Here is a 22,989-nt window from a genome sequence, read left to right as displayed (position 1 = left end):
GACCGATGGCCGCCTATGACAACGCGCCGCTCGCGCGCTACGCCATGGCCTATGTTCTCGCCGGGGGCCGCGGCTCGCGGCTGATGGAATTGACCGATCGGCGCGCCAAGCCCGCGGTCTATTTCGGCGGCAAGTCGCGCATCATCGACTTCGCGCTCTCAAACGCGCTCAATTCCGGCATTCGCCGCATCTGCGTCGCGACGCAATACAAGGCGCACAGCCTCATCCGTCATTTGCAGCGCGGCTGGAGCTTCTTTCGCACGGAGCGCAATGAAAGCTTCGACATTCTTCCGGCGAGTCAGCGCGTCTCCGAAGATCACTGGTATCTCGGCACGGCCGACGCCGTCTATCAGAACCTCGACATCGTCGAGAGCTACGACCCCAAATACATCGTGCTCCTCGCCGGCGACCACATCTACAAGATGGATTACGAGCACATGCTGCAGCAGCATGTGGAGCAAGGCGCCGACGTCACCATCGGCTGTCTGGAGGTCGCAAGAGCCGAGGCTTCGGGCTTCGGCGTGATGCATGTCGATCACGAGGATCGCATCATCTCCTTCATCGAGAAGCCCGCCGATCCGCCGGCCATGCCCGGCCATCCCGACCGCGCGCTGGTCAGCATGGGCATCTACGTCTTCGAGGCGAAATTCCTCTACGACCAGTTGCGCCGCGACGCGGACGACCCGAATTCGACGCATGATTTCGGCAAGGACGTCATTCCTTATATCGTCAGGCACGGCAAAGCCGTCGCGCATCATTTCTCGCACTCCTGCGTGCGCTCGGCGAGCGAGCAGCATGCTTATTGGCGCGACGTCGGAACGGTCGACGCCTATTGGGCCGCGAATATCGATCTCACCGATTTCGTGCCGCAGCTCGATCTTTACGACCGCAACTGGCCGATCTGGACCTACGCGGAGATCACGCCGCCCGCCAAATTCGTGCACGATCAGGTGGGCCGGCGCGGGCAGGCGCTGTCTTCTCTGGTCTCCGGCGGCTGCATCGTATCGGGCTCCACGCTGCGCCGCTCCCTGCTCTTCACCGGCGTGCGCGTAAATTCCTATGCGACCGTCGAGAACGCCGTCATTCTGCCTTATGTCGATGTCGGCCGCTCGGCGCGGCTCGCCAATGTCGTCGTCGATCGGGGCGTGCGCATTCCTCAGGGCCTCGTCGTCGGCGAGGATCCCGAATTCGACGCGAAGCGCTTCCGTCGCAGCGAGCAAGGCGTCTGCCTCATCACGCAGCCGATGATCGACAGGCTCGAAGCATGAACCTCAGCGTTCTGGCGGTCGCCTCGGAAATGAGCCCGCTGGTCAAGACTGGCGGGCTTGCCGATGTCGTGGGCGCGCTTCCGGCGGCGCTCGCGCGCGAGGGCGTCAACACCCGCACGCTCATTCCCGGCTATCCGGAAGTCCTTGCGGCGCTCGGCCACGGCGAAACGGTTCTCGCCTTCGACGATCTCTTCGGCGGCCCGGCCTGGGTGCAGGAAGGGAAGCTGGACCGCGCGATCGTTTATGCGCTCGTCGCACCGCATCTCTATGCGCGCGACGGCGGGCCCTATGCGGACGGGAACGGCGTCGACTATCCAGACAACGCCTTCCGCTTCGCCGCGCTGGCCTTGGCGGCCGCCGAAATCGCGCAGGGCGCGATCAATAATTTTGCGGCGGATGCGCTGCATGCGCATGACTGGCAGGCCGCGCTCGCGCCCGCCTATCTGCATTACAGCGCCAAGCCGCGTCCAGCAACGATCGTCACCATCCACAACATCGCCTTTCAGGGGCAATTCGCGAAGGAGCTGCTGGCCGACCTGCGGTTGCCGCCCGAATCCTTCGCGATGGACGGCGTCGAATATTACGGAGCGATCGGCTTTCTGAAGGCGGGCCTGCAACTTTGCGACCGCATCACGACCGTCTCGCCGAGCTATGCGCTGGAGATCGAGACGGCGGAATTCGGCATGGGCCTCGACGGCCTCTTGCGCGCGCGCGCCGAAATTGTGAGCGGCATACTCAACGGCGTGGACGAAGGCGTCTGGAACCCCGCGACGGACAAGCGCATCGCGGCGACCTATGACGCGGCGACTCCGGGGGCGCGCGCCAAGAATCGCGCCGCCCTGCAGAAGCGCTTCCATCTCGAGCCCGACCCGGACGCCTTTCTTCTCGGCGTCGTGAGCCGCATGTCCTGGCAGAAGGGCCACGACATGCTGCTCGCCAATCTGCCCGTGCTCATGGCGCGCCATGCGCAGCTCGCGCTTCTCGGCGCGGGAGAGAAGCATCTCGAAGAAGGCTTCCTCGCCGCGCAAGACGCCTATCCGGGCCGCGTCTCCGCCTGGATCGGCTATAGCGAGGACATGGCGCATCTCATCCAGGCGGGCGCCGACGCATTCGTCGTCCCCTCGCGCTTCGAGCCCTGCGGCCTCACGCAGCTCTACGCCTTACGCTACGGCGCCGTGCCGATCGTCTCGCGCGTCGGCGGACTGAAGGATACGATCATCGACGCGAACGAGATGGCCGTTCAGGCAGGCGTCGCGACCGGCGTGCAATTTTCGCCCCCGACGACGGAGGCGCTGGCGATCGCGCTGCGCCGGGCCGAGCATTTTTTCAGGGACAAGGACACGTGGCGCAGATTGCAGATCAACGGCATGGACACGGACGTCTCCTGGCGCCATCCCGCACAGCGCTATGCGGCGCTGTATCGCGAGGCTGTGGCGGCGCGGAGGTGATGCAGCGGCGCCGAGTTCAACCCTCTCTCCGCAAGCCGGGAGAGGGAGGAAGGCTCGGGAGGGGGTTTGATGCGCGTCACGACCGGCGCGCCTGAACCTCTCGGCGTCACGCTCGACGACACGGGCGGCAATGTCGCGGTCTTCTCCGCGCATGCCGAGGAAATCCACCTTTGCCTCTTCGATGAAGGCGGCGCCGAAACGCGGCGCATTCGCCTCCCCGCGCGCAGCGGCGACGTCTTTCACGGCCGCGTTGAAGGGCTGAAGGAAGGCCAGCTTTACGGCCTCCGCGCCTACGGCCCCGACGCGTCGCATGAGGGCCATCGCTTCAACGGCGCGAAGCTCCTGATCGATCCTTACGCGCTCGCGCTCGACCGGCCGCTGTCTTTGCATGCGAGCATGTTCGCCTTTGGCGAGACCGCGATGCAAGACAGCGCCCCCTTTCTCGCAAAATGCGTGATGACGCGGCCGAAGGCGGCGGCGCCCTCGCGGCCGCGCCATCCATGGGGCGAGACGATCATTTACGAGATGCACGTCAAGGGCTTCACGGCGACGCGTCCTGACGTGCCGCGGAATTTACGCGGCGCATTTGCCGGCTTCGCGCACGAAGCCTCGATTGCGCATCTGAAAAAGCTCGGCGTAACGACTGTGGAGCTCCTGCCCTGCGCGGCCTGGATCTACGAGCGTCATCTGCCGCCGCTCGGGCTTTCCAATTACTGGGGCTACAATCCCGTCGCCATGCTCGCCCCCGATCAGCGTCTGGCGCCGGGCGGCTGGACGGAAGTGCGCGAGGCTGTCGCGAAGCTTCACGCCGCGGGCCTCGAAGTCGTTATCGACGTCGTCTTCAATCATACGGGCGAAAGCGACGAACTTGGTCCCACGCTGTCGCTGCGCGGGCTGGACAATGCGACCTATTACCGCCTGGCAGAGGATCGCGCGCGCTATGTCAACGATGCGGGCTGCGGCAATATTCTCGCCTTCGATCGCGCGCCGGTCGTGCGCCTCGCCATGGACGCGCTGCGCGCCTGGGCGATCCATGGCGGCGTCGACGGTTTCCGTTTCGATCTCGCAACCACGCTGGCGCGCCTTCCTTCTGGTTATGACGCCAACGCGCCTTTCCTTGCGGCGCTGCTGCAAGACCCGATCCTGCGTGAACTGAAGCTCATCGCCGAGCCCTGGGACATTGGTCCCGACGGCTATCAGCTCGGGCGCTTTCCCACGCCCTTCGCCGAGTGGAATGATCGCTATCGCGATTGCGTCCGCCGCTTCTGGCGTGGCGACCCTGTCGGCGTCTCGGAGCTTGCGACGCGCATCGCGGGCTCGCAGGACCTCTTCGCAAAGCGCAGTCCGTCGAGAAGCGTGAATTTCGTCGTCGCGCATGACGGCTTCACGCTGCGCGATCTCGTCTCCTACTCGGGGAAACACAATGAGGCGAATGGCGAAGAGAATCGCGACGGGACGACCGACAATCTTTCCTGGAACAACGGCGCCGAGGGCGGGAGCGACGATCCCGCCATTGTCGCCGCCCGCGCGCGAGACCAGCGCAATCTGCTCGCGACGTTGCTCCTGTCGCGCGGAACGCCCATGCTCGCCATGGGCGCCGAACTCGGGCATACGCAAAACGGCAACAACAACGCCTATGCGCAGGACAATGAATCGAGTTGGCTCGATTGGTCGAACGCCGACCCTGCGCTGATCGAAGCGACGGCGAAACTCGTTTCCTTGCGCAGGGCGCATCCCGCCTTGCGCGACGACCGCTTTCTCGACGGCGCGGCGCATGACGGCGCGGCGATCCCGGACGTGCAATGGCTCACCGCCTCCGGCGCGCCGATGCGGGACGAAGACTGGCGCCGCGCCGATGCGGATACGCTGGTCGCAGCGCTTTATTCGGAAGACCGCGTGCTGATCGTCTTCCATCGCGGCGCGGCTCCCGTCGACATTGCGCCGCCGCCGGCCCGCGACTTCCATGAATGGCGCGTCTCCTTCGACGCGGCGGAGCTGGAGAGAAGCGAAACAGTCTCGGAAAACATCAGCGTTGCCGCGCGATCCGTCCTGCTGCTCATTGAAGAGAAACAGGCGTCCCCTCGCCCCGCCTCGCTCCCCGACGACGCGCTGCTGGCCCAACTTTCCGAGGCCGCCGGCGTTGCGACGCGCTGGAGCGACGTCGAAGGCCGCACGCATGACGTTCCGCGCGAGACCTTGCTGCGGCTGCTGGCGAGCCTCGGCCTGCCGGCGCAAACCCGCGCGGAGGCGCGCGACAGTCTCGCCCGTCTTGCGGACATCCGCGACCGAGGCGCCCTCCCCCCGAACCTCGTCGCGCGCGAAAACGAGGCGGGCGCTCTGCGTCTTTCCGCGAATAATGGCGGCGCGCCCACGGGACTCATTCTGACCCATGAAGACGGCCGCGAAGAGCCGATCTCTCTTTCCCTGCTCGCGCCCTGTTCGTGGCGCGGCGCGGATGCGCGGGAGAACCGAGGCTATCGCTCGCAACTCCCGCCGCTTCCCGCCGGGCGCTACGCCCTGCGCGCGGAGAATGACGACAACCTGTGCCGCCTCATCGTCGCGCCCGCGCAATGCTACCTGCCGGACGACGAACGCCGCTTCGGTCTTTCGGCGCAGCTCTATTCGCTGCGACGCGAGGGCGATCAGGGGATCGGCGATTTCACGACGCTCTCCCTTCTCGCGCGCAAAAGCGCGGAGGCCGGCGCCGCCCTCGTCGCCATCAATCCGCTGCACGCCCTTTTTCCGCAGGACCGCTCGCGGGCCAGCCCCTATTATCCCTCCGACCGGCGTTTTCTCGATCCGCTTTATGTCGATCTCGCTGACCTTCCCGGCGACGGCTTCCCTGAGGAAGCGGCGCGGGCGCTCTCTTCTCTCGACGCCGTCGATTACCCCGCCGTTCACGCGCTCAAGCGGCGGGCGCTCGAAAGCGCGTTCGCGCGTTTTGACGCTGTGGCGCGGGAGCGCCCCGACGCCGCGCCGGTCTCGAATTTCGCCCAGTTCGTCGCCGAGGGCGGCGAGGCGCTGACGCGCTTTGCGCTTTTCGAGGCGATCAGCGAGTCGCGCGACGGCGCGCGCTGGCGCCAGTGGCCGCAGCCCCTGCGCGACGCGGCGCCCGAAGCGCTCGCCGCCTTCGCGCGCGAGAATGCGGCGCGTCTGCGATTCCATTGCTTCCTACAGTGGATCGCCGACCGGCAATTCGCGCAAGCCGCGCGCGCCGCGCGAGAGGGCGGGCTGTCGCTCGGCTTCTGCCGCGATCTCGCCGTCGGCGCGGCCCCGAACGGCGCCGAGAGCTGGAGCAAGGCCGCGCGTCTCATTGACGGTTTCTCCATCGGCGCGCCGCCAGATCCCTTCAGCCGCGACGGACAGAGCTGGGGCCTGCCAGCGCCCAACCCGCTCGCCATCGAAAGAGACGGCGGCGCGGATTTCGCGGAGCTCGCGCGCGCCAATATGCGGCACGCCGGCGCCCTGCGGATCGATCATGCAATGGGGCTCGCGCGGCTCTTTCTCGTGCCCGAAGGCGAGAAGGCGAACGCGGGCGCCTATGTCTCCTATCCGCTCGACGCGCTGCTCGCGCAGCTCGCTTTGGAAAGCGCGCGCGCCAGCTGCATGGTCGTGGGCGAGGATCTCGGCACGCTGCCCTTTGGCTTTCGCGAGCGGCTTGAGGCGTCGAATATCCTCAGCTATCGGGTCGTATGGTTCGAGCGCGCGGGCGTGGGCTTCATCCCGCCCCGCGACTATCCGAAAAAGGCGATGGCCTGCGTTTCGACCCATGACCTGCCGACGCTCAATGGCTGGTGGGACGGCGCCGACATCGACGAGAAGGAAAGCCTCGGCCTGCTGACGCCGGAAATCGCCGCTTCCGAGCGAGAGGCCCGCCTGCGGGACAAGCGCGCCTTGCGCGATGCGCTGCGCGGCGAAGGGCTGATAGGCGGCGTCGCGGAAGACGGCCCCTTCGACGACGCGCTCGCGACGGCGCTGCATCGTTTCGCGGCGGCCTCGCCGTCGATCCTCGCCATGGCGCAGCTCGACGACCTTTCGGGCGAACGGATCGCCGTTAACCTTCCCGGCACGGAGCTGGAGCGGCCTAACTGGCGGAGGAAACTGGCTAAACCCGTGGAATCGCTCTTCGCCGCGCCCCGCGCGGCGGCTGTCGTCGCGGGGCTTCGCCGCATTCTGAACGAGATTGCGTCGACATAGTTTCCCTCGCTCACCTAAGCGCGCGGACACACGGAGAGGCTAAAAACGACATGCGGCTGTCGAGCGAGCGATTGCGGGGAAGCGACGGGCGCTGGTTCGCCGTCGCGGGACTCGTCGTTGCGACCTCGCTCGCGGCGCGCGCCGAGGACAAGCCCGCAAACCCGCCGGAGGCCGGCGATCTGACGACCAAGCGGCTTGAGCTGCGCGGGGTCGAGGGCACGATCGGCGAGGCGAAGGAACGCGCCAGGAAGCTCGAGGAAGAAGTCGCGACGCATGCGGCCGTGCGCGAAAACCTCAACAAGACGCTGCTCGGGGCGACGGGTCGGCTGCAGGAGACCGAGGAACACGCCGCGCAGATCGAGGAGCGGCTGGGCAAGCTTGCGGCCGACGAGCAGAAAATCGTCGACTCGCTCGAAAGCCGCCGCGCAGCGATCGCGGAGGTGCTGATGGTCCTGCAGCGCATGGGCCGGCGCCCGCCGCCCGCTCTCCTCGCGAGGCCCCAGGACATTCTCGACGCCGTGCGCGCCTCGCTTGCGCTTGGAGACGTCCTGCCTCAGATGCGCGTGGAGGCGCAGGCCTTACAGAAGGATCTCGCCGAACTCGTGCATCTGCGCGAGAGCGCCCGCCACGAGCGAGACCGGCTCGCACAGGAAAAGACCGCGCTGGCCGAGCAGCGCGAAACGCTCGGCGACCTCATCGCCATGCGGCAGGAAGCCCTCTCCGCCGCCCGGACGGCGCTCCAGACCGAGAGCGAACGCGCGGCGAAGCTCGCCCGGCAGGCGACGAGCCTCAAGGAGCTGATCACGCGCATGGAGGCCGAGAGCGAGGCGGCCCGCAAGGCCGCGGAAAGCGCGCGCAGGGCCGACGAGGAGCGCGCCGCGGCGCAGGCGAAGCTCTCCGAGGAACAGCGCCGCAAAGCCCTGGCCGCCCCGTTCAAGGACGCCGCGCGGCTTGCGCCCGCCGTCTCCTTCGCCGATCTTAAGGGAAAGTTGAGCTTCCCGGTTTCCGGCCCCGTTCTCAAGCGCTTCGGCGCGCCGGACGGTTATGGCGGCAAGGAGAAGGCCTATTTCATCGGCGCCCGGGACAATGGCGTCGTCGCCGCGCCATGCGACGGATGGGTCGCCTTTTCGGGACCTTACCGATCTTATGGTCAACTCTTGATCATTAACGCCGGCGACGGCTATTATGTCGTCCTGGCCGGCATGAGTCGCGTAAACGTGAACGTCGGGCAATTTGTCCTGGCGGGAGAGCCGGTGGCCAGCATGGGAGACGGAGCCGCGCAGACGGCGGCGACCATCGCGATCGGCGCGAAACAACCCATTTTGTATGTCGAGTTCCGCAAGGACGGAACTTCGATCGACTCGAGCCCATGGTGGGCGAAGTCAGACAGTCGGAAGGTCGGCGGATGATTCGCAAAACTGCTCTATTAGCTACCGGTATCGCCATCGGGGCCGGATGCGCGACGCTCGGCCAGCAGGCCCGCGCGCTGATCGGCACGCCGGCGGTCGCCGCCACCGCCGACACCTATAAATTCCTCAGCCTGTTCGGCGACGTGTTCGACAAGGTCCGCGCCGACTATGTCGAGAAGCCCGACGAACAGAAGCTCGTCGAGAACGCCATCAATGGCATGCTCACCTCGCTCGATCCGCATTCCAGCTACCTCGACGCCAAGGGCTTCAAGGACATGCGGACCCAGACCGAGGGCAAGTTCGGCGGCCTGGGCATCGAGGTGACGCAGGAAGACGGCCTCGTGAAGGTCGTCACGCCCATCGACGACACCCCGGCCTCGCGCGCCGGCATCATGTCGGGCGACCTCATCGGCGCCATCGACGACGAGACCGTGCAGGGCATGACGCTCAATCAGGCCGTCGACAAGATGCGCGGCCAGATCAACACGCCGGTCAAGCTGACGATCTATCGCGGCAAGGACAAGGACAAGGTCGAAGTCAAGCTGACCCGCGCCGAGATCCACATCAAGTCGGTGCGTTCGCGCAAGCAGGACGACGACATCGGCTATGTCCGCATCTCCCAGTTCAACGAAGAGACGGCGGACGGCCTGCGCAATGCGATGGCGAAGTTCCAGCAGGAAATTCCGGCCGACAAGTTCAAGGGCTACATCATCGATCTGCGCAATAATCCGGGCGGCCTGCTCGACCAGTCGATCCAGGTGGTCAACGCCTTCATCGACAAGGGCGAGATCGTCTCGACGCGCGGCCGCAACGCCGACGAGACGCAGCGCTACAACGCCCGCCCCGGCGATCTCTCCAAGGGCAAGCCGGTCGTGGTGCTGATCAATGGCGGCTCGGCCTCGGCCTCCGAGATCGTCGCCGGCGCGCTGCAGGACCACAAGCGCGCAACGCTGATCGGCACGCGCTCCTTCGGCAAGGGCTCGGTCCAGACCATCATCCCGCTCGGCGGCTCCAGCGGCGCGCTGCGCCTCACCACGGCGCGCTATTACACGCCGTCGGGCCGCTCGATCCAGGCGAAGGGCATCGACCCCGACATGATCATCCTGCAGGACGTGCCGGACGAGCTGAAGGGCAAGGACGACACCAAGGGTGAAGCCTCTCTCAAGGGCCATCTCAAGAATGGCGAGGACGAGAAGAGCGGCTCGCAGGCCTATGTCCCGCCGGATGAGAAGAAGGACAAGCAGTTGATCGCCGCGGTCGAGCTGCTGCACGGCAAGTCCAAGGCGCAGATCATGGCCGAGCAGACGAAGGAAGTCGCCAAGGACTCGACAAAGGCCCCGACCAAGGCCAATTAAGTCTCGGATCGGGCTTCAAATGGCGGGCGCCGCGGGAAAGCGGCGTCCGCTTTCGTTTAGGGTCGATAGATGCCGAATATCCTCGACTACGCCAATCCGACGCGTTTCCTCAATTTCGCGCGGATCGTCCTGCCGTGGCTCTCGGGCCTCACGCTGATGCTTCTTGCGGTCGGGCTCTACGGCGCCTTCGCCGCCCCGCCCGACTATCAGCAGGGCGAGACGGTGCGGATCATGTATGTCCACGTGCCTTCGGCATGGATCGCCCTGTTCGCCTATATCGTGACGGCCTCGGCCTCGCTCGGCGTGCTGGTCTGGAAGCACCCGCTCGCCGACGCCGCGCAGAAGACCGCCGCCTCGCTCGGCGCCGCCTTCACCTTTGTCTGCCTCGTCACCGGCTCGCTCTGGGGCAAGCCCATGTGGGGGACCTATTGGGTGTGGGACGCGCGTCTCACCTCGATGCTGGTTCTGTTCCTGCTCTATCTCGGCCTCATCGCCGTGCGGCAGACGATGGACGACACGCCGCGCGGGGCGCGTATCGCGTCCATCATGACGCTCGTCGGCGCGATCGACATTCCGATCATCAAATATTCGGTCGACTGGTGGAATACGCTGCATCAGCCTGCCTCGGTGTTTCGCATCGGAGGACCGGCCATCTCCGGCTCCATGCTCTGGCCGCTGCTCGTCATGGCGCTGGCCGCGACGCTGCTGTTCCTGACCCTGCATTTCATGGCGATCCGCAACGAGATCCTGCGCCGCCGCCTCGCCCGCCTGTCGCTCCAGGCGCTGCAGGAGGCCGCGCGCGACGAAGGCGACGCTTCTTCCCTCGAGGCCGCGCAATGAACGAACACGGGACTTTCGTGGCGCTCGCCTATGCGGTCGCCTTTCTCACGATCGGCGGCGTGGCGGCGCGCATCATTCTCGACTATCGGCGCCTGAAAACGGAGCTTTCCCGCTTCGGCGCGAAGGGCCGGCGCGAGGCGGGCCAAGCGGAAGGCGGAGGCGCGGCGTGAGCGAACCCGTAACCGACGCGCCACGCTCGCCGCTGCGCTTCCTTCCGCTCGTCCTTTTCGGGCTGCTTGCGGCGCTCTTTCTTGCGCGCCTCTTCGCGGGCGACGCCTCGCGCATCCCCTCGGCGCTGATCGGCAAGCCCGCGCCGCAATTCGATCTGCCGGCGCTCGCCGGGCTGAAGGACACGCCCGGCCTCGCCACGGCGGATCTCCGCAAGGGCCATGTCAGCCTTGTGAATATCTTCGCGAGCTGGTGCGCGCCCTGCCGGCAGGAGCATCCGATCCTGATGGCGCTGACGCGGGAGGAGAGGCTCAAGGCGGCGGGCGTCGAGCTTTACGGGCTCTCCTACAAGGATGAGGCGGCCAATGCGCTGGGCTTCCTGCAGGAGGAAGGCAATCCCTTCCACCGCGTCGGCGTCGACCCCGCCGGTCGCACGGCGATCGATTTCGGCGTCTATGGCGTCCCGGAGACTTTTGTGGTGAAGGGAGACGGGACGATCGCCTATAAATTCATCGGGCCGCTGACTCCTTCCGCAGTCGCGGCCACGCTGCTGCCTGAAATCGAAAAGGCGATGGGCAAGTAGAAACGCTCATCGCCATCGGGCCGAAGCGAAAGCGATCGATCGCCGCAAGGCGGCTCGGATGGCTCCGGCGCCGACGCTCCTGCGCAATCGCGGAGGCTAGTCTGGCTGGCCTCAACGCTTGTCGCTGAGCTTAGAGCCGTCGCGCGGCGGCTTGACGCCTTTCTGAAACTCGACGCCGGCCATCGACTGCCGACGCCACACAACCTGGGCGACGTGACGCGCATTCCCGACGGTGAGGACGAAACGATCAGGCAGCGCCCCATAGGGACTGTCGATTTTCGCGCCCGTCGTCGAAATGTCGATGACGCGGCAGGGAATGGCCGGCTCCATCCCGCCCGGGTCCGCCCAGACATCCGCGAAGGATTTCTGGCGCGGAGCCATGCGCCGGTCTTCGGCGGCCGCGACTTTATGCCGGGATCTCTCGGTGAACGGAGCGTACATGGGTCTCGGGTCTCGCGCGGGGGCTGGTTTCGAGCGCGAGCACGATATCGTTAGAAGGATTGACGAATTCTCACCGGCGACCCTTACTCTTTCGGAAATATTGCTTTTTTCAGGGGGCTTTGAGGAAAAGGCCCACGGTCAGCGCCGAGCCGATGACGATGATGAAGAGGCGCAGAACCTTCTCGTCGATGACGTGAATCAGCCGCGCGCCGGCGACCCCGCCAATGGTCGCCCCCGCTGCGGTCACGATCGCCTGCGGCCAGTGAAGGTCCGGCGAGAACAGGAAGATGGCGACGGCCGAGGCGTTCATCACGCCGGCGAGCACATTTTTGGTCGCGCTCGCGATTCGCACCGCCTGTCCCGCCATGGTCAGCGCCGCCACCATGAGGAAGCCCACCCCGCCGCCGAAATAGCCGCCATAGGTGGCGATGAGAAACTGCACGAAGCCCGCGCCGCCGGGAGAGAGATGGCCATGCGTCTCGCCCGGTTTGCGCAAGAAGCTGCCCCAGGCGAAGAGCCCCGTCGCGAAGAGCACCAGCCAGGGCACGAGCCGCGCGAAGAAACCGCGCGGCGTCGCAAGCAGGATCGCCGCGCCGATCGCCCCGCCGACGATGCTGACGACGAAGAGCCAGCGCAGACTGAGCGGACCGACGCCCTTTGCGTGGCTGCGCCCCGTCCAGCCGGTCGCGACCTGCGCCGGAAAGAGGGCGACGCATGAGGTGATGTTGGCGGCGAGCGCGTCCATGCCGGTGAACATCAGCGTCGGGAGGATGAGAAAGGAGCCGCCGCCGGCGAGCGCGTTTTGCGCGCCCGCCCAGATCGCGACCGTGAACAGCAGAAGGTAAGCCATACGCGCCTATCTCAGGTCGCGGCGCGCGAGGCAAGCCTCAGTGGGCGCGGGCTTCGCGCGCAAGTCCGGAGGCGATGAGCCGCACCAGCGTCTCGAGCTGTTCGTCGAGCTGTTCCGGGGGCGTCGCCTCCAGCTTTTCTTCGAGGCCCAGCACCACGACGCCATGCACGGCCGAGAACAGCGTGCGGGCGAGACGGGCGCGGGCGGCGGCGTCCTGGTGCGGCAGCAGCTCGGCGAGCGGCGCCTCCAGGCGGCCGAAGAGCTGGTTGCGCGCCTCGGCGTACCAGTTCGGCACGGGCGCGCCGCCGGAGAGCCGGTGCTCGAAGAGCGCGCGCCAGCTCGGCTCCTCCCGGCGGGCGAAATCGAGATAGGCGCGGGCGAGCGCCAGCAGCGCGTCCGATGGGTCGGCCTGCCCCAGCGCGGCGTCGAGCGCCCGTCCAAGCCGCTCCAGCGTCGAGACGTTCACCCGGAGGATCAACTCGTCGAGATCGTCGAAGGCCGTGTAGATGGCGCCGAGCGCGCAACCGGCTTCGGAAGCAAGATCGCGGGCTTTCAACCCCGAAAGCCCCCGCGTCGAAATCGACTGCCGGGCGACGTCGAGCAGCCGCTCCCGCAATTTCAGCCGCCGCTGCGCGCCGGCCTCGGTTCTCGTTTCGGTCACCGCATTCCCTTTCGGGCCCCCTACATGACGCGGCGTCGCGGCGAGACTTGGGCGTCGGCCGCGGCCGCCGGGGGCGAAGAAGTCGTCGTCACCGCTCAAACCGCCGAGCAGCCTTGCTGTTCCCGCGCGGCGCGGCGGCGGACCATAAACACGAACCCCGTTCAACTTCTAGCTTGAACGTCGTTCAATTTTGGGGTAAGCCTGGAACGTGAACTATGTTCAAAAGCGGAGAAACCCATGTTCAAGACAGTCGTCACCCTCCTTCGGGGTCGCGCATTCGAAGCCGAGGAACGCCTCGCCGACCGCCATGCGCTGTCCCTTCTCGACCAGCAGATGCGCGATGCGGCGCTTTCCGTCGACCGCGCGAAGAAGGCCCTCGCCCTCGCCATCGCGCAGGACAAGGCGGAAGGGCGCAAACTCGAATCGACCCGCGCACAGATCGCGGAGCTCGAAACGCGCGCGGTCGCGGCGCTGCAGGCCGGGCGGGAGGACCTCGCCGAAAAGGCCGCGGACAACATCGCGGCGCTCGAAGGCGACGCGCAGGCGGCGGAGAAGGCGCGCGCCATCTTTTCCGCGGAAATCGCCAAGCTCGAACGGCATGTGCGCGATCAGGCGGCGCGGCTCGCGGAGCTTGACAGGGGCCGCCGCGTCGCGCGGGCGGCGGAAGCGGTTCGCGTCGCGCGGCGCGGGCGGCTCGAAGCGGCGCCCTGCTATCAGTCGACCCTCTCGGAGGCCGAGGCGACGCTGGCCTGCCTGCGGGAGCGGCAGGCCGAAATCTGCGCGGCCGAAACGGCGCTCGACGCGCTCGACGCCGAGCCTCGCGCCGAAAGCCTCAACGAGACGCTGGCGAACGCCGGCTTCGGCCCGCCCGTGAAGCCGCGCGCCTCGGACGTTCTGGCCCGTCTGAAGGAGAAGGCCGGCGGTCGCTGACGCGACGGCGGACGCGCAATCGTCAAACCGAAAAGGACTCGCTCAAATGACCGCTCAACCGATCAAGCACTCTCCCGCTTTCGTCGCCTTCTCCTACGTCTCCTTCGGCCTCTCGGTCGCGATGGTGGCGGGCGGCGTCTTCGTCATGCCCATCGACCATTGGATGAAGGGTTTTCTCTTCATGGGCACGGTGATGATGATCCAGTCCTGCATCATCCTGACCAAGACCATCCGCGACAATGTCGAGGCGGAAAAGCTCCTGAACCGCATCGAGGACGCCAAGACTGAACGCCTCCTGATGGACGTGTCCAAGGTCGCTTAAGGTTTGAATGCGCTATTTCGTAAACGACAGGCCGGCGGCCTTGACCGATCGTTAATCAGCTTTGGTCAATTGTCGTCGGCCCAGCCTTTCGGATCATCCGCCATGTCGCAGTCGCTTCTGGCCACGCGCCGCTTCGCGCCCCTCTTCTGGCGCCAGTTCTTCGCGGCCTTCAACGATAATTTCCTCAAGAACGCGCTCGTTCTTCTGATCCTCGCCCAGATCGGCGGCGAAAAGGGCGCGTCTCTCGTCACGCTCGCGGGGGCGATCTTCATCGCGCCTTTCTTCGTCCTGTCGGGGATCGCCGGCGAGATGGCGGACAAATTCGACAAGGCCGTGATCGCGCGCCGCCTGAGCCTCGCCGAGATCGGCGTCGCCGGACTCTCGGCCGCCGGCTTCTACTTCGCCGACGTCGCCACGCTCTTTGCGGCGCTGCTCTGCTTCGGAATCACCGGCGCGCTGTTCGGTCCCGTCAAATACGGCATTCTGCCCGATCATCTCACGAAGGAGGAGCTGCCGGCCGGCAACGCCCTCGTCGAAAGCGCAACCTTCATCGCCATTCTGGCGGGCACGATCGCGGGCGGCCTCGCCATGCAGGAACGAGGCTCGTCGCTCGGCATGCACGCTTTCGCGGCGGCGATCATGATCGTCTCGGCTGCGAGCTACGTCGCCGCCTGGTTCATCCCCTCGACGCAGCGCGCCGCCCCGGAGCTCAAGATCGACTGGAACGTCTTTCGTTCGACCTTCAAGCTGCTGAAGGCCCTGCGCGCCGCGCCCGAGCTGCGCAGGCTCACGGCGGTCACGAGCCTCTTCTGGCTCTACGGCTCCATCGCCATGTCGCTGATGCCGCCGCTCGTCACCCATTCGCTGCATGGGGCGGAGAGCGTCGTCACCCTGCATCTCGCCATTTTCGCCATCGCCATCGGCGCGGGGTCGGGCCTTGCCGCCTTCCTGCTCAAGGGCCGCATCGTGCTCCTGCCCGCCGCCATCGGCGCCGTCGTCATCGCCTTCGCCTCGATCGATCTCGGCGTCGCGGAATTGCTGCGCGCCGTCGACCCGAACGCGGCCGAACGCGACATCGCCCATTATTTCGATGAACCCGGCGCTCTGCGCGCCTCGATCGATCTCGCTCTGCTCGCGCTTGCGGGCGGCCTGATGATCGTCCCCTCCTTCGCCGCCATTCAGGCGCGGAGCCCGGCGGAGCAGCGCGCCCGCACGGTCGCGGCCGTGAACGTCCACAACGCCGCCTTCATGGCGGCGGGCGGCGCCGGCGTCGCCTTTCTGCAGGCGCAGGGCGTGACGCTGGCGCAGCTCTTCATCGGAATGGGCGTCGTCGCCCTCCTGTCGGCCATCTGGATCCGCTACGCCGTCGTGAAGAACCCGATGCTCGACCTTTTATCGATTATTTTTCGGGCCTTCTACCGGCTCGAAGTGAAGGGCCTCGACAATTTCGAAAAGGCGGGGCCGAATCCGATCGTCGCGCTCAACCATGTGAGCTTCCTCGACGCGGCGGCGATCCTCTCCGTCCTTCCGAGAGACCCGGTCTTCGCGATCGACCACGGCATTTCGCAGCGCTGGTGGGTGAGGCCCTTCCTTCGGTTCACCCGCGCCATTCCGCTCGACCCGTCAAAGCCGCTCGGCACGCGCACGCTGGTCAACGCCGTGAAGGCGGGCGATCCGCTGGTCATCTTCCCCGAGGGGCGCCTCACCGTCACCGGCAGCCTGATGAAGGTCTATGACGGCGCGGGCCTTATCGCGGAGAAATCCGGCGCCTTCGTCGTTCCGGTGAAGATCGACGGCCCCGAGGCGACCATGTTCTCGCGCCTGACCCGCGAACAGGCGCGCCGCCGCTGGTTCCCGAAATTCACCCTCACCGTGCAGGAGCCCGTGCGCCTCACGGTCGACGACGAGCTGAAGGGCAAGGCGCGCCGCATGGCGGCGGGCGCCGCCCTCTATCAGATCATGTCCGACCTGATCTTCCGCACGACCAGGACCGACGAGACGGTCTTCGAGGCCGCCTTGCGCGCCGCCGACAGGCACGGCTTCTCGCGCGTCGCGCTCGAAGACCCGCTGACCGGCAAGCTCACCTATCGCAAGATCCTTATCGGCGCCCGCCTTCTCGGCGAGAAGATCGCGAAGATCGGCGCGCCGGGCGACCGGATCGGGATCATGCTGCCCAACGCCAACGCCGCGGGCGTGACGTTCCTCGCCGTGTCGTCGGCGGGGCGCGTGCCGGCCATGATCAACTTCACCGCCGGCGCGACCAATATTCTCGCCGGCTGCGAAGGCGCCGCGGTGAAGACGATCCTCACCTCGCGCGCCTTCATCGAGAAGGGCAAGCTCGACAAGCTCGCCGAGGCGCTGTCGGAGAAAGTCTCGCTCGTCTATCTCGAAGACATGCGCGCGGGCGTCACGCTCTTCGACAAGCTCAAGGCCATGCTGCGCTTCAAGAAGCCCGTCGTCGCGCGCAAGGCGGACGACATGGCGACAGTGCTGTTCACGTCGGGCTCGGAGGGCGTGCCGAAAGGCGTCGCGCTCTCGCACCGCAATCTTCTCGCCAACGCCGCGCAGGCGGCGGCGCGCATTGATTTCGGCCGTCAGGACAAGGTCTTCAACGTGCTGCCGGTCTTCCACTGCTTCGGGCTGACGATCGGCTTCATGCTGCCGCTCATCTCCGGCGTGCCCGTCTATTTCTATCCGTCGCCGCTGCATTACCGCATCGTGCCGGAGCTGATCTACGGAACCAACGCGACGATCTTCTTCGGCACGGACACCTTCCTTGCGGGCTATGCGCGGAGCGCGCATGCTTACGACTTCCGTTCGATCCGCTATGTCGTCGCGGGCGCGGAGCCGGTGAAGCAATCGACGCGCGACGTCTGGTGCGAGAAATTCGGCATTCGCATTCTCGAAGGCTACGGCGTCACCGAGACGGCGCCGGTGCTCTCGCTCAACACGCCGATGTTCAACAAATTCGGCACGGTCGGCCGTATGATGCCCGGCGTCGACTACAAGCTCGAAAAAGTGCCGGGCGTCGAGGAAGGCGGCCGCCTTCTGGTGCGCGGGCCGAATGTGATGATGGGCTATCTGAAGGCGGACAATCCCGGCGTGCTGCAGGCCCCGGAAGATGGTTGGTACGATACGGGCGACATCGTCACGATCGACGCGGAAGGCTTCGTCACGATCAAGGGCCGCGCCAAGCGCTTCGCCAAGATCGGCGGCGAGATGGTCTCGCTCGCGGCGGTGGAGCAGCTCGCCGCCGAGCTCTGGCCCAAGGCGCTGTCGGCCTGCGCGACCGAGATCGACCCGCGCAAGGGCGAACGCATCGTGCTCGTCACGCAGCAGAAGGACGCGACGCGCGCCGATTTCATGGCCTACGCCAAATCGAAAGGCGCCTCCGACCTGTCGATCCCGGCCGAAGTGCTCTCTGTCGAGCACATTCCGCTGCTCGGCTCCGGCAAGCTCGACTTCGCGGGCGTCACCAGGATGGTGCGCGACCGCAACCGCTACCTGGCCAACGGCCCGCGCCTGCCGAACGGCGTGCTGGGCCGGATCGACGGGAGCGCGGCGGTCTCGGCGTGAAGGGAGAAGAAGCGCTATAATGGCTTGGCGTAGTAACCGGGATGCAAGGTCGTGAGTGAACTCCGTCGCGGCGCTGCTTCTCGGGAGGCGAGAGGAACGCGCGGCGCAGCCGACGTCGCGATGGTTGGCCTGTGGGGTCACTCCCAAAACGGCTTCAGCTTTCTCAACCGCTTCTCGCTCTTCTTCGCATGAGCCGCGCCCGCCTGCGCCGCATGGGCGAACCAGCCGCGCACGAAGCCGGAGGCCTTCAGCGCAGCGTCGTTCTCCGCGTCGATCCCGTCCAGCAGGGCGTTCGCCGTCTCCATGTCGTTATAGACGCCGAGCCCGTCCTGCATCCTCGCGAGCGCCGCGGAGAAGGTCTCGGCGTGTTCGGCGTCGGGAAAGAGGCTTTCGAAAAACTCCGCCCCGTAGCGCGCTTTTTTCAACGCGATCCGCAATTCGTGGCGCTCCTCGGGCGCGCGCCCGGCGAGACCCCTTGATTTCCTGAGCACGCGCCTTCGCAGCTTCGTCAGCGCGGCCGCGGCGAAATCCTTCGCCGAACCCTCCTCGGCCATGCCCGGCGCGACGGTCCAGTCGCGTTCGGCGATCGCCTTTCGAAACTCGGCGAGGAAGCCCTCCGTCCCCGCATCCTCGATCTTCTCCCGGGCCGCGCGATAGGCCTTGGCGCGGTTGAGCTCCAGCGCGTCGAGAAGCGAGTGGAAGCTCGGCTCTTCGGCGAGCGCCTGGGCGGGGCCGCCATCAAGCATATCGTGGAAAACGTCCCAGTTGCGCGCATCGCCGAGAACGCCGGCGATCTCCTTGGCCCGCGCCCGCGCCGCGTCGAGAGCGGAGCCGGTCAGCGCGTCCTTGAAAAGCCCGATCGCCGCCCGCAGCCGCCGAAGCCCGACGCGCATCTGATGCACGCTCTCGGACGCCTGCGCGGCATGGAAAGTCGGGACATTGGCCTCGAAATGGTCGAGCGCCGCAGAGAAAACGCGGACGGCGGCGTCCTCCGCCGAGTCGGTCGGCGACAGTTTGACGGACTTCGCCTTTTGCGCTTCCGAAGCCGGAGGCGGGGCGGCCTCGGCGACATTCGGAGGGGGGCGGGAGCCCCCTTCGGGGGATGACGACTGAACCGGCCGCGCCATGATCAACCTTTCGCTGAGACCGTCAACTGTCCTCAACCTGCCGTCACAATCAAGGGCGGAGCGGTCGCCGGGCGAGAGGAGGTTCGCGGCCAAGGCCCGGCCGGGCGCGCCATTTTCCCGCACTTGATTAAGACGCCCGCCCCTGCTTTATCGCGGCGCAGCATTCACCCCTCAAGACAGGAGTTTCCATGTCCGTCTGGCCCGTCTATGGCAAAATCACCGGCCCGATCGTCCTGATCGGCTTCGGCTCCATCGGGCGCGGCATCTTGCCCCTGATCGAACGTCATTTCGAATTCGACAAGGCGCGCTTCACGGTCATCGACCCCGTCGATTCACATCGCCGCCTGCTCGACGAGCGCGGCGTCGCCTTCCTCAAGGAAAAGCTCACCCCCGAGAATTACCGCGAGGTTCTCACCCCGCTGCTGACCAAGGGCGACGGACAGGGCTTCATCGTCAATCTCTCGGTCGACGTCTCTTCGCTCGCCATCATGCAGCTCGCCCGCGAGCTGAAGGCGCTTTACGTCGACACCGTCGTCGAGCCCTGGCCGGGCTTCTATTTCGACACGAAGAAGGGCAACGAGGCCCGCACCAATTATGCGCTGCGCGAGACCATTCTCGAGGAGCGCCGCAAGAATCCGGGCGGCTCCACCGCCGTTTCCTGCGTCGGCGCCAATCCGGGCATGGTCTCCTGGTTCGTGAAGAAGGCGCTCGTCGACATCGCCAAGGACACGGGCGTTTTCGACAAGGAGCCGACGAGCCGCGCCGAATGGGGCGCGCTCGCGCAGAAGCTCGGCGTCAAGGGCGTCCATATCGCCGAGCGCGACACGCAGCGCGCGCGCGATCCGAAGCCCAGAGACGTCTTCGTCAACACCTGGTCCGTCGAGGGCTTCGTCTCGGAAGGCATGCAGCCGGCGGAACTCGGCTGGGGGACGCATGAGAAGACGCTGCCAGACATCGGCCGCACGCATGCGACGGGCTGCGGCGCGGCGATCTATCTGCTCTCGCCCGGCGCCAATACGCGCGTGCGGAGCTGGTGCCCGACGCCGGGCGCGCAATATGGCTTCCTCGTCACGCATAACGAGGCGATCTCGATCGCCGATTATTTCACGGTGCGCGACGGCGACAAGGTCGTCTACCGTCCGACCTGCCATTACGCCTATCACCCGGCGAATGACGCGGTGCTGAGCCTGCACGAACTGTTCGGCGCCGCCGGCAAGATGCAGCCGAGCTGGAAGATCCTCGACGAGAACGAGATCGTGGACGGCGTTGACGAGCTTGGCGTGCTGCTCTTCGGCCACGCCAGAAACGCCTATTGGTACGGCTCGCAGCTCTCGATCGAGGAGACGCGCGACCTCGCGCCCTATCAGAACGCGACGGGCCTGCAGGTCTCGTCGGCGGCGCTCGCCGGCATGGTCTGGGCGCTCGAAAATCCCGAAGCCGGCATCGTCGAAGCCGACGAAGTCGACTACAAGCGCTGCCTCGAGGTGCAGCTTCCCTATCTCGGCCCGGTGAAAGGCTATTACACCGACTGGACGCCCTTGGCCGATCGCCCCGGCCTCTTCCCCGAGGACATAGACGAGAGCGATCCCTGGCAGTTCAAGAACATTCTCGTGCGTTGACCAAGGATCTCGCATTCTCGGCCTCGCAACGGAAAGCCTGGAGGCGGCGCCGCTGCGCCGCCTTCTTTTTGTCCCGGAAGCCGCGAACCGGCTCTTTCCGAAGCGCCTGCCCGGCCTCGCTGTTCGCGCAGACCAGCCAGGGGCTCTGATCCTCGTGGCGTCAAAGCCGCTTCCATCCCCCTTGCGTCGGGGTGAAATGTTCTTTATCTGTTCCCTTGTTCGCGCCTTGTTCCAATCGGCAGGTCGAGCCGGGCGGCGCAGGAAGTCCCCTTGAGCGCATTCGCATGGATGCGCGCGCGACTATGGGAGGCCGGCCGGGCGCCGGCCTCCCATCGAGGAAGCTGGAGTTGGTCATGGGTCGGCTCGCGGAAATCTCGACAGATGCGCATATGCCGGGGCCGCTTATCGACGCGGAACGCCGGCGCGGGCGCGGCGCCCTCTCCCGGCGAAGCGGACGCTATGAAAAAGAGAGCCGCGAGGAAATCGACGACGGCTGGGATTCGCTCGACGGCCTCGAGGCGCTGAAGACCAACGTCCATGTCGAAAAGCCGCGGTCGATCATTACGAAAAACGATTCGCCGGACGTGGGTTTCGATCGCTCCATCAATCCTTATCGCGGCTGCGAACATGGCTGCGTCTATTGTTTCGCGCGGCCGACGCATGCTTATGTGGGCCTTTCGCCGGGGCTCGATTTCGAGACGGAAATCTTCGTCAAGGAAGGCGCCGCGCAGCTTCTCGAACGCGAATTGTCCGCGCCGAAATATACGCCCAAAGTCATCGCGATCGGCACGAACACCGATCCGTACCAGCCTTTGGAGAAGCGCCATCGCGTGATGCGGTCCGTCCTGGAGACGCTGGCGCGCGCGCGGCATCCCGTGGCGATCGTCACCAAATCCGCGCTGGTGCTGCGCGATCTCGATTTGCTGGCGCCCATGGCGCGAGACGGCTTGGCCAAGGTCGCCATTTCCGTGACCACGCTCGATCCGCGGCTCGCCCGAATCATGGAGCCCCGCGCGGCGACGCCCGCACGGCGCCTTGACGCCATGGAGAAGCTCGCCGCCGCAGGCGTTCCCGTCGCGGTGATGACGGCGCCCGTCATTCCGGCGATCAATGACGATGAGATCGAGTCGATCTTGACGCGCGCCCGCGCCGCCGGCGCGCGCGAGGCGGGCTACGTCATGCTGCGCCTGCCGCTCGAATTGCGGGACCTCTTCAGCGAATGGCTCGTCGCCAATTTTCCCGACAAGGCGCGGCGCGCATTGTCGCTCGTGCGCTCGACGCGCGGCGGCAAGACATATGACGCCGCATTCGGCAAGCGCATGACGGGCGACGGGCACTATGCCTGGATGATCGGCCGGCGCTTCGAGATCGCCGCCAGGAAGCTCGGCTTCTCGCAATCGTCGATGAAGCTGCGCACCGATCTTTTCCAACCGCCGCGACGAGGGCCTCAGCAGCTCAGCCTGTTCTGACGAATCCCGCGACGTTTTTTCTCGACCTCGCGGGCGAGGCGTCGTTAAGTTCACGAGAAACATTTGGGGCGGCGTCCCGGCCGTCGAATTGATCAAGGTTCAGCATGGGTCCGGATTTTCGTCTCGAAAGCCGTCTGCGCCGACAGGGCGTCTGGCCGATCGCCGGCGTCGACGAAGTCGGGCGCGGCCCGCTCGCGGGCCCCGTCGCGGCGGCTGCGGTGATTCTCGATCCGAAACGCCTGCCGCGCGGCCTGAACGACTCAAAGGCGCTCACGCAGAAGGAGCGCGAAGCGGCGTTCGACGACATCATGTCTCGCGCTCTCGCCGTCAGCGTCGCATTCGTCACGCCTGCGGAGATCGACGCGATGAACATCAGGCAGGCGTCTCTCGCCGCCATGGCGCGCGCGGTTTCCACGCTTTCGCATGCGCCGGCCTTCGTCCTCGTCGACGGCTCCGATCCGCCGCGGCTTTCCTGTCCCTGTCGCGCCATTATCAGGGGCGACGCCCTGGCGCTCTCCATCTCGGCCGCGTCCATCATCGCGAAAGTTACGCGCGACGCGATGATGCGGCGACTCTCCGCAATCTATCCCGACTATGGCTTCGAAACCAATGTGGGCTATGCCGCGCGGCGGCATCTCGACGCTCTGCGCGTCAACGGGCCGACCCCCGTCCATCGCTTGAGTTTTTCGCCGTTGCGCGAAGGGTGACGGCGCTCGCGTTACAGCT

Annotated in this window: 18 protein-coding genes; 14 read left to right on the top strand and 4 right to left on the bottom strand. The window is 66.3% G+C overall.

All coding sequences use genetic code 11. The annotated features are described in order from the left end of the window. Nucleotides 1–5 precede the first annotated feature (5 nt). The 8 genes from glgC to ACNHKD_RS02370 all read left to right on the top strand — a co-directional run bounded on the left by glgC (nucleotide 6) and on the right by ACNHKD_RS02370 (nucleotide 11,268). Nucleotides 6–1,268, top strand: a complete 1,263-nt coding sequence (gene glgC / locus ACNHKD_RS02405; RefSeq protein ID WP_442755537.1) for a glucose-1-phosphate adenylyltransferase — start codon at nucleotides 6–8, stop codon at nucleotides 1,266–1,268. Further along, nucleotides 1,265–2,716, top strand: a complete 1,452-nt coding sequence (gene glgA, locus ACNHKD_RS02400; protein WP_442755536.1) for a glycogen synthase GlgA — start codon at nucleotides 1,265–1,267, stop codon at nucleotides 2,714–2,716. Before glgC ends, glgA begins: the two co-directional genes overlap by 4 nt. 69 nt (nucleotides 2,717–2,785) lie before the next feature. Then, nucleotides 2,786–6,913 carry a glycogen debranching protein GlgX gene (gene glgX, locus ACNHKD_RS02395; RefSeq protein ID WP_442755535.1) on the top strand — a complete coding sequence of 1,376 codons (4,128 nt, stop codon included), beginning with the start codon at nucleotides 2,786–2,788 and terminating at the stop codon, nucleotides 6,911–6,913. Nucleotides 6,914–6,963: 50 nt separating this feature from the next. Then, nucleotides 6,964–8,322, top strand: a complete 1,359-nt coding sequence (locus ACNHKD_RS02390; protein ID WP_442755534.1) for a peptidoglycan DD-metalloendopeptidase family protein — start codon at nucleotides 6,964–6,966, stop codon at nucleotides 8,320–8,322. After that, nucleotides 8,319–9,677 carry a S41 family peptidase gene (locus tag ACNHKD_RS02385; protein WP_442755533.1) on the top strand — a complete coding sequence of 453 codons (1,359 nt, stop codon included), beginning with the start codon at nucleotides 8,319–8,321 and terminating at the stop codon, nucleotides 9,675–9,677. The genes ACNHKD_RS02390 and ACNHKD_RS02385 overlap by 4 nt, the downstream gene beginning before the upstream one ends. A 69-nt stretch (nucleotides 9,678–9,746) precedes the next feature. Continuing rightward, nucleotides 9,747–10,517, top strand: a complete 771-nt coding sequence (locus tag ACNHKD_RS02380) for a heme ABC transporter permease (RefSeq protein WP_442755532.1) — start codon at nucleotides 9,747–9,749, stop codon at nucleotides 10,515–10,517. Then, on the top strand, nucleotides 10,514–10,687 hold the full coding sequence (gene ccmD, locus ACNHKD_RS02375) for a heme exporter protein CcmD (protein ID WP_442755531.1): 174 nt from the start codon (nucleotides 10,514–10,516) through the stop codon (nucleotides 10,685–10,687). Before ACNHKD_RS02380 ends, ccmD begins: the two co-directional genes overlap by 4 nt. Further along, nucleotides 10,684–11,268 (top strand): DsbE family thiol:disulfide interchange protein, encoded by a 585-nt coding sequence (locus ACNHKD_RS02370; protein WP_442755530.1) that lies wholly within the window; start codon nucleotides 10,684–10,686, stop codon nucleotides 11,266–11,268. Before ccmD ends, ACNHKD_RS02370 begins: the two co-directional genes overlap by 4 nt. 111 nt (nucleotides 11,269–11,379) lie before the next feature. On the opposite strand, the gene ACNHKD_RS02365 is transcribed toward ACNHKD_RS02370, so the two are convergent. The 3 genes from ACNHKD_RS02365 to ACNHKD_RS02355 form a co-directional block, all read right to left on the bottom strand. Next, complete coding sequence (locus ACNHKD_RS02365; RefSeq protein WP_442755529.1) at nucleotides 11,380–11,709, bottom strand: PilZ domain-containing protein; 330 nt, start codon at nucleotides 11,707–11,709, stop codon at nucleotides 11,380–11,382. A 109-nt stretch (nucleotides 11,710–11,818) separates the two neighbouring features. Then, nucleotides 11,819–12,559, bottom strand: a complete 741-nt coding sequence (locus ACNHKD_RS02360) for a sulfite exporter TauE/SafE family protein (protein WP_442755528.1) — start codon at nucleotides 12,557–12,559, stop codon at nucleotides 11,819–11,821. Nucleotides 12,560–12,596: 37 nt separating this feature from the next. Beyond that, a complete protein-coding gene (locus ACNHKD_RS02355; protein ID WP_442755527.1) occupies nucleotides 12,597–13,220 on the bottom strand; it encodes a TetR/AcrR family transcriptional regulator in 624 nt (207 codons plus the stop codon). A 237-nt stretch (nucleotides 13,221–13,457) separates the two neighbouring features. Between ACNHKD_RS02355 and ACNHKD_RS02350 the strand changes: the two genes are divergently transcribed. The 3 genes from ACNHKD_RS02350 (at nucleotide 13,458) to ACNHKD_RS02340 (ending at nucleotide 18,048) form a co-directional block, all read left to right on the top strand. After that, nucleotides 13,458–14,150 carry a PspA/IM30 family protein gene (locus tag ACNHKD_RS02350; RefSeq protein ID WP_442755526.1) on the top strand — a complete coding sequence of 231 codons (693 nt, stop codon included), beginning with the start codon at nucleotides 13,458–13,460 and terminating at the stop codon, nucleotides 14,148–14,150. 46 nt (nucleotides 14,151–14,196) lie between these two features. Continuing rightward, nucleotides 14,197–14,472 (top strand): YiaA/YiaB family inner membrane protein, encoded by a 276-nt coding sequence (locus tag ACNHKD_RS02345; RefSeq protein ID WP_442755525.1) that lies wholly within the window; start codon nucleotides 14,197–14,199, stop codon nucleotides 14,470–14,472. Nucleotides 14,473–14,574: 102 nt separating this feature from the next. Then, nucleotides 14,575–18,048 (top strand): acyl-[ACP]--phospholipid O-acyltransferase, encoded by a 3,474-nt coding sequence (locus ACNHKD_RS02340; RefSeq protein ID WP_442755524.1) that lies wholly within the window; start codon nucleotides 14,575–14,577, stop codon nucleotides 18,046–18,048. 137 nt (nucleotides 18,049–18,185) lie between these two features. Here the strand turns inward: ACNHKD_RS02340 and ACNHKD_RS02335 are convergent, their stop codons facing one another. Continuing rightward, complete coding sequence (locus ACNHKD_RS02335; protein WP_442755523.1) at nucleotides 18,186–19,175, bottom strand: CHAD domain-containing protein; 990 nt, start codon at nucleotides 19,173–19,175, stop codon at nucleotides 18,186–18,188. A 188-nt stretch (nucleotides 19,176–19,363) separates the two neighbouring features. Between ACNHKD_RS02335 and ACNHKD_RS02330 the strand changes: the two genes are divergently transcribed. From ACNHKD_RS02330 to ACNHKD_RS02320, 3 genes are all read left to right on the top strand, one after another. Continuing rightward, on the top strand, nucleotides 19,364–20,794 hold the full coding sequence (locus ACNHKD_RS02330) for a homospermidine synthase (RefSeq protein WP_442755522.1): 1,431 nt from the start codon (nucleotides 19,364–19,366) through the stop codon (nucleotides 20,792–20,794). A 302-nt stretch (nucleotides 20,795–21,096) separates the two neighbouring features. Continuing rightward, nucleotides 21,097–22,263 (top strand): PA0069 family radical SAM protein, encoded by a 1,167-nt coding sequence (locus tag ACNHKD_RS02325; protein WP_442756816.1) that lies wholly within the window; start codon nucleotides 21,097–21,099, stop codon nucleotides 22,261–22,263. A 104-nt stretch (nucleotides 22,264–22,367) separates the two neighbouring features. Further along, nucleotides 22,368–22,970 (top strand): ribonuclease HII, encoded by a 603-nt coding sequence (locus tag ACNHKD_RS02320; protein ID WP_442755521.1) that lies wholly within the window; start codon nucleotides 22,368–22,370, stop codon nucleotides 22,968–22,970. Nucleotides 22,971–22,989 lie beyond the last annotated feature (19 nt).

Origin of the sequence: Methylocystis sp. JAN1 (assembly GCF_052186135.1) — a bacterium.
In the GTDB taxonomy this organism is placed as follows: domain Bacteria; phylum Pseudomonadota; class Alphaproteobacteria; order Rhizobiales; family Beijerinckiaceae; genus Methylocystis.
This window is presented reverse-complemented; position numbering and strand designations above follow the sequence as displayed.

Coding starts and splice junctions, on each gene's coding strand:
- glgX (WP_442755535.1), top strand. CDS start 2,786: ATGCGCGTCACGACCGGCGCGCCTGAACCTCTCGGCGTCACGCTCGAC.
- ACNHKD_RS02330 (WP_442755522.1), top strand. CDS start 19,364: ATGTCCGTCTGGCCCGTCTATGGCAAAATCACCGGCCCGATCGTCCTG.
- glgC (WP_442755537.1), top strand. CDS start 6: ATGGCCGCCTATGACAACGCGCCGCTCGCGCGCTACGCCATGGCCTAT.
- glgA (WP_442755536.1), top strand. CDS start 1,265: ATGAACCTCAGCGTTCTGGCGGTCGCCTCGGAAATGAGCCCGCTGGTC.
- ccmD (WP_442755531.1), top strand. CDS start 10,514: ATGAACGAACACGGGACTTTCGTGGCGCTCGCCTATGCGGTCGCCTTT.
- ACNHKD_RS02345 (WP_442755525.1), top strand. CDS start 14,197: ATGACCGCTCAACCGATCAAGCACTCTCCCGCTTTCGTCGCCTTCTCC.
- ACNHKD_RS02320 (WP_442755521.1), top strand. CDS start 22,368: ATGGGTCCGGATTTTCGTCTCGAAAGCCGTCTGCGCCGACAGGGCGTC.
- ACNHKD_RS02385 (WP_442755533.1), top strand. CDS start 8,319: ATGATTCGCAAAACTGCTCTATTAGCTACCGGTATCGCCATCGGGGCC.
- ACNHKD_RS02335 (WP_442755523.1), bottom strand. CDS start 19,175: ATGGCGCGGCCGGTTCAGTCGTCATCCCCCGAAGGGGGCTCCCGCCCC.
- ACNHKD_RS02350 (WP_442755526.1), top strand. CDS start 13,458: ATGTTCAAGACAGTCGTCACCCTCCTTCGGGGTCGCGCATTCGAAGCC.
- ACNHKD_RS02390 (WP_442755534.1), top strand. CDS start 6,964: ATGCGGCTGTCGAGCGAGCGATTGCGGGGAAGCGACGGGCGCTGGTTC.
- ACNHKD_RS02380 (WP_442755532.1), top strand. CDS start 9,747: ATGCCGAATATCCTCGACTACGCCAATCCGACGCGTTTCCTCAATTTC.
- ACNHKD_RS02365 (WP_442755529.1), bottom strand. CDS start 11,709: ATGTACGCTCCGTTCACCGAGAGATCCCGGCATAAAGTCGCGGCCGCC.
- ACNHKD_RS02325 (WP_442756816.1), top strand. CDS start 21,097: ATGGGAGGCCGGCCGGGCGCCGGCCTCCCATCGAGGAAGCTGGAGTTG.
- ACNHKD_RS02340 (WP_442755524.1), top strand. CDS start 14,575: ATGTCGCAGTCGCTTCTGGCCACGCGCCGCTTCGCGCCCCTCTTCTGG.
- ACNHKD_RS02360 (WP_442755528.1), bottom strand. CDS start 12,559: ATGGCTTACCTTCTGCTGTTCACGGTCGCGATCTGGGCGGGCGCGCAA.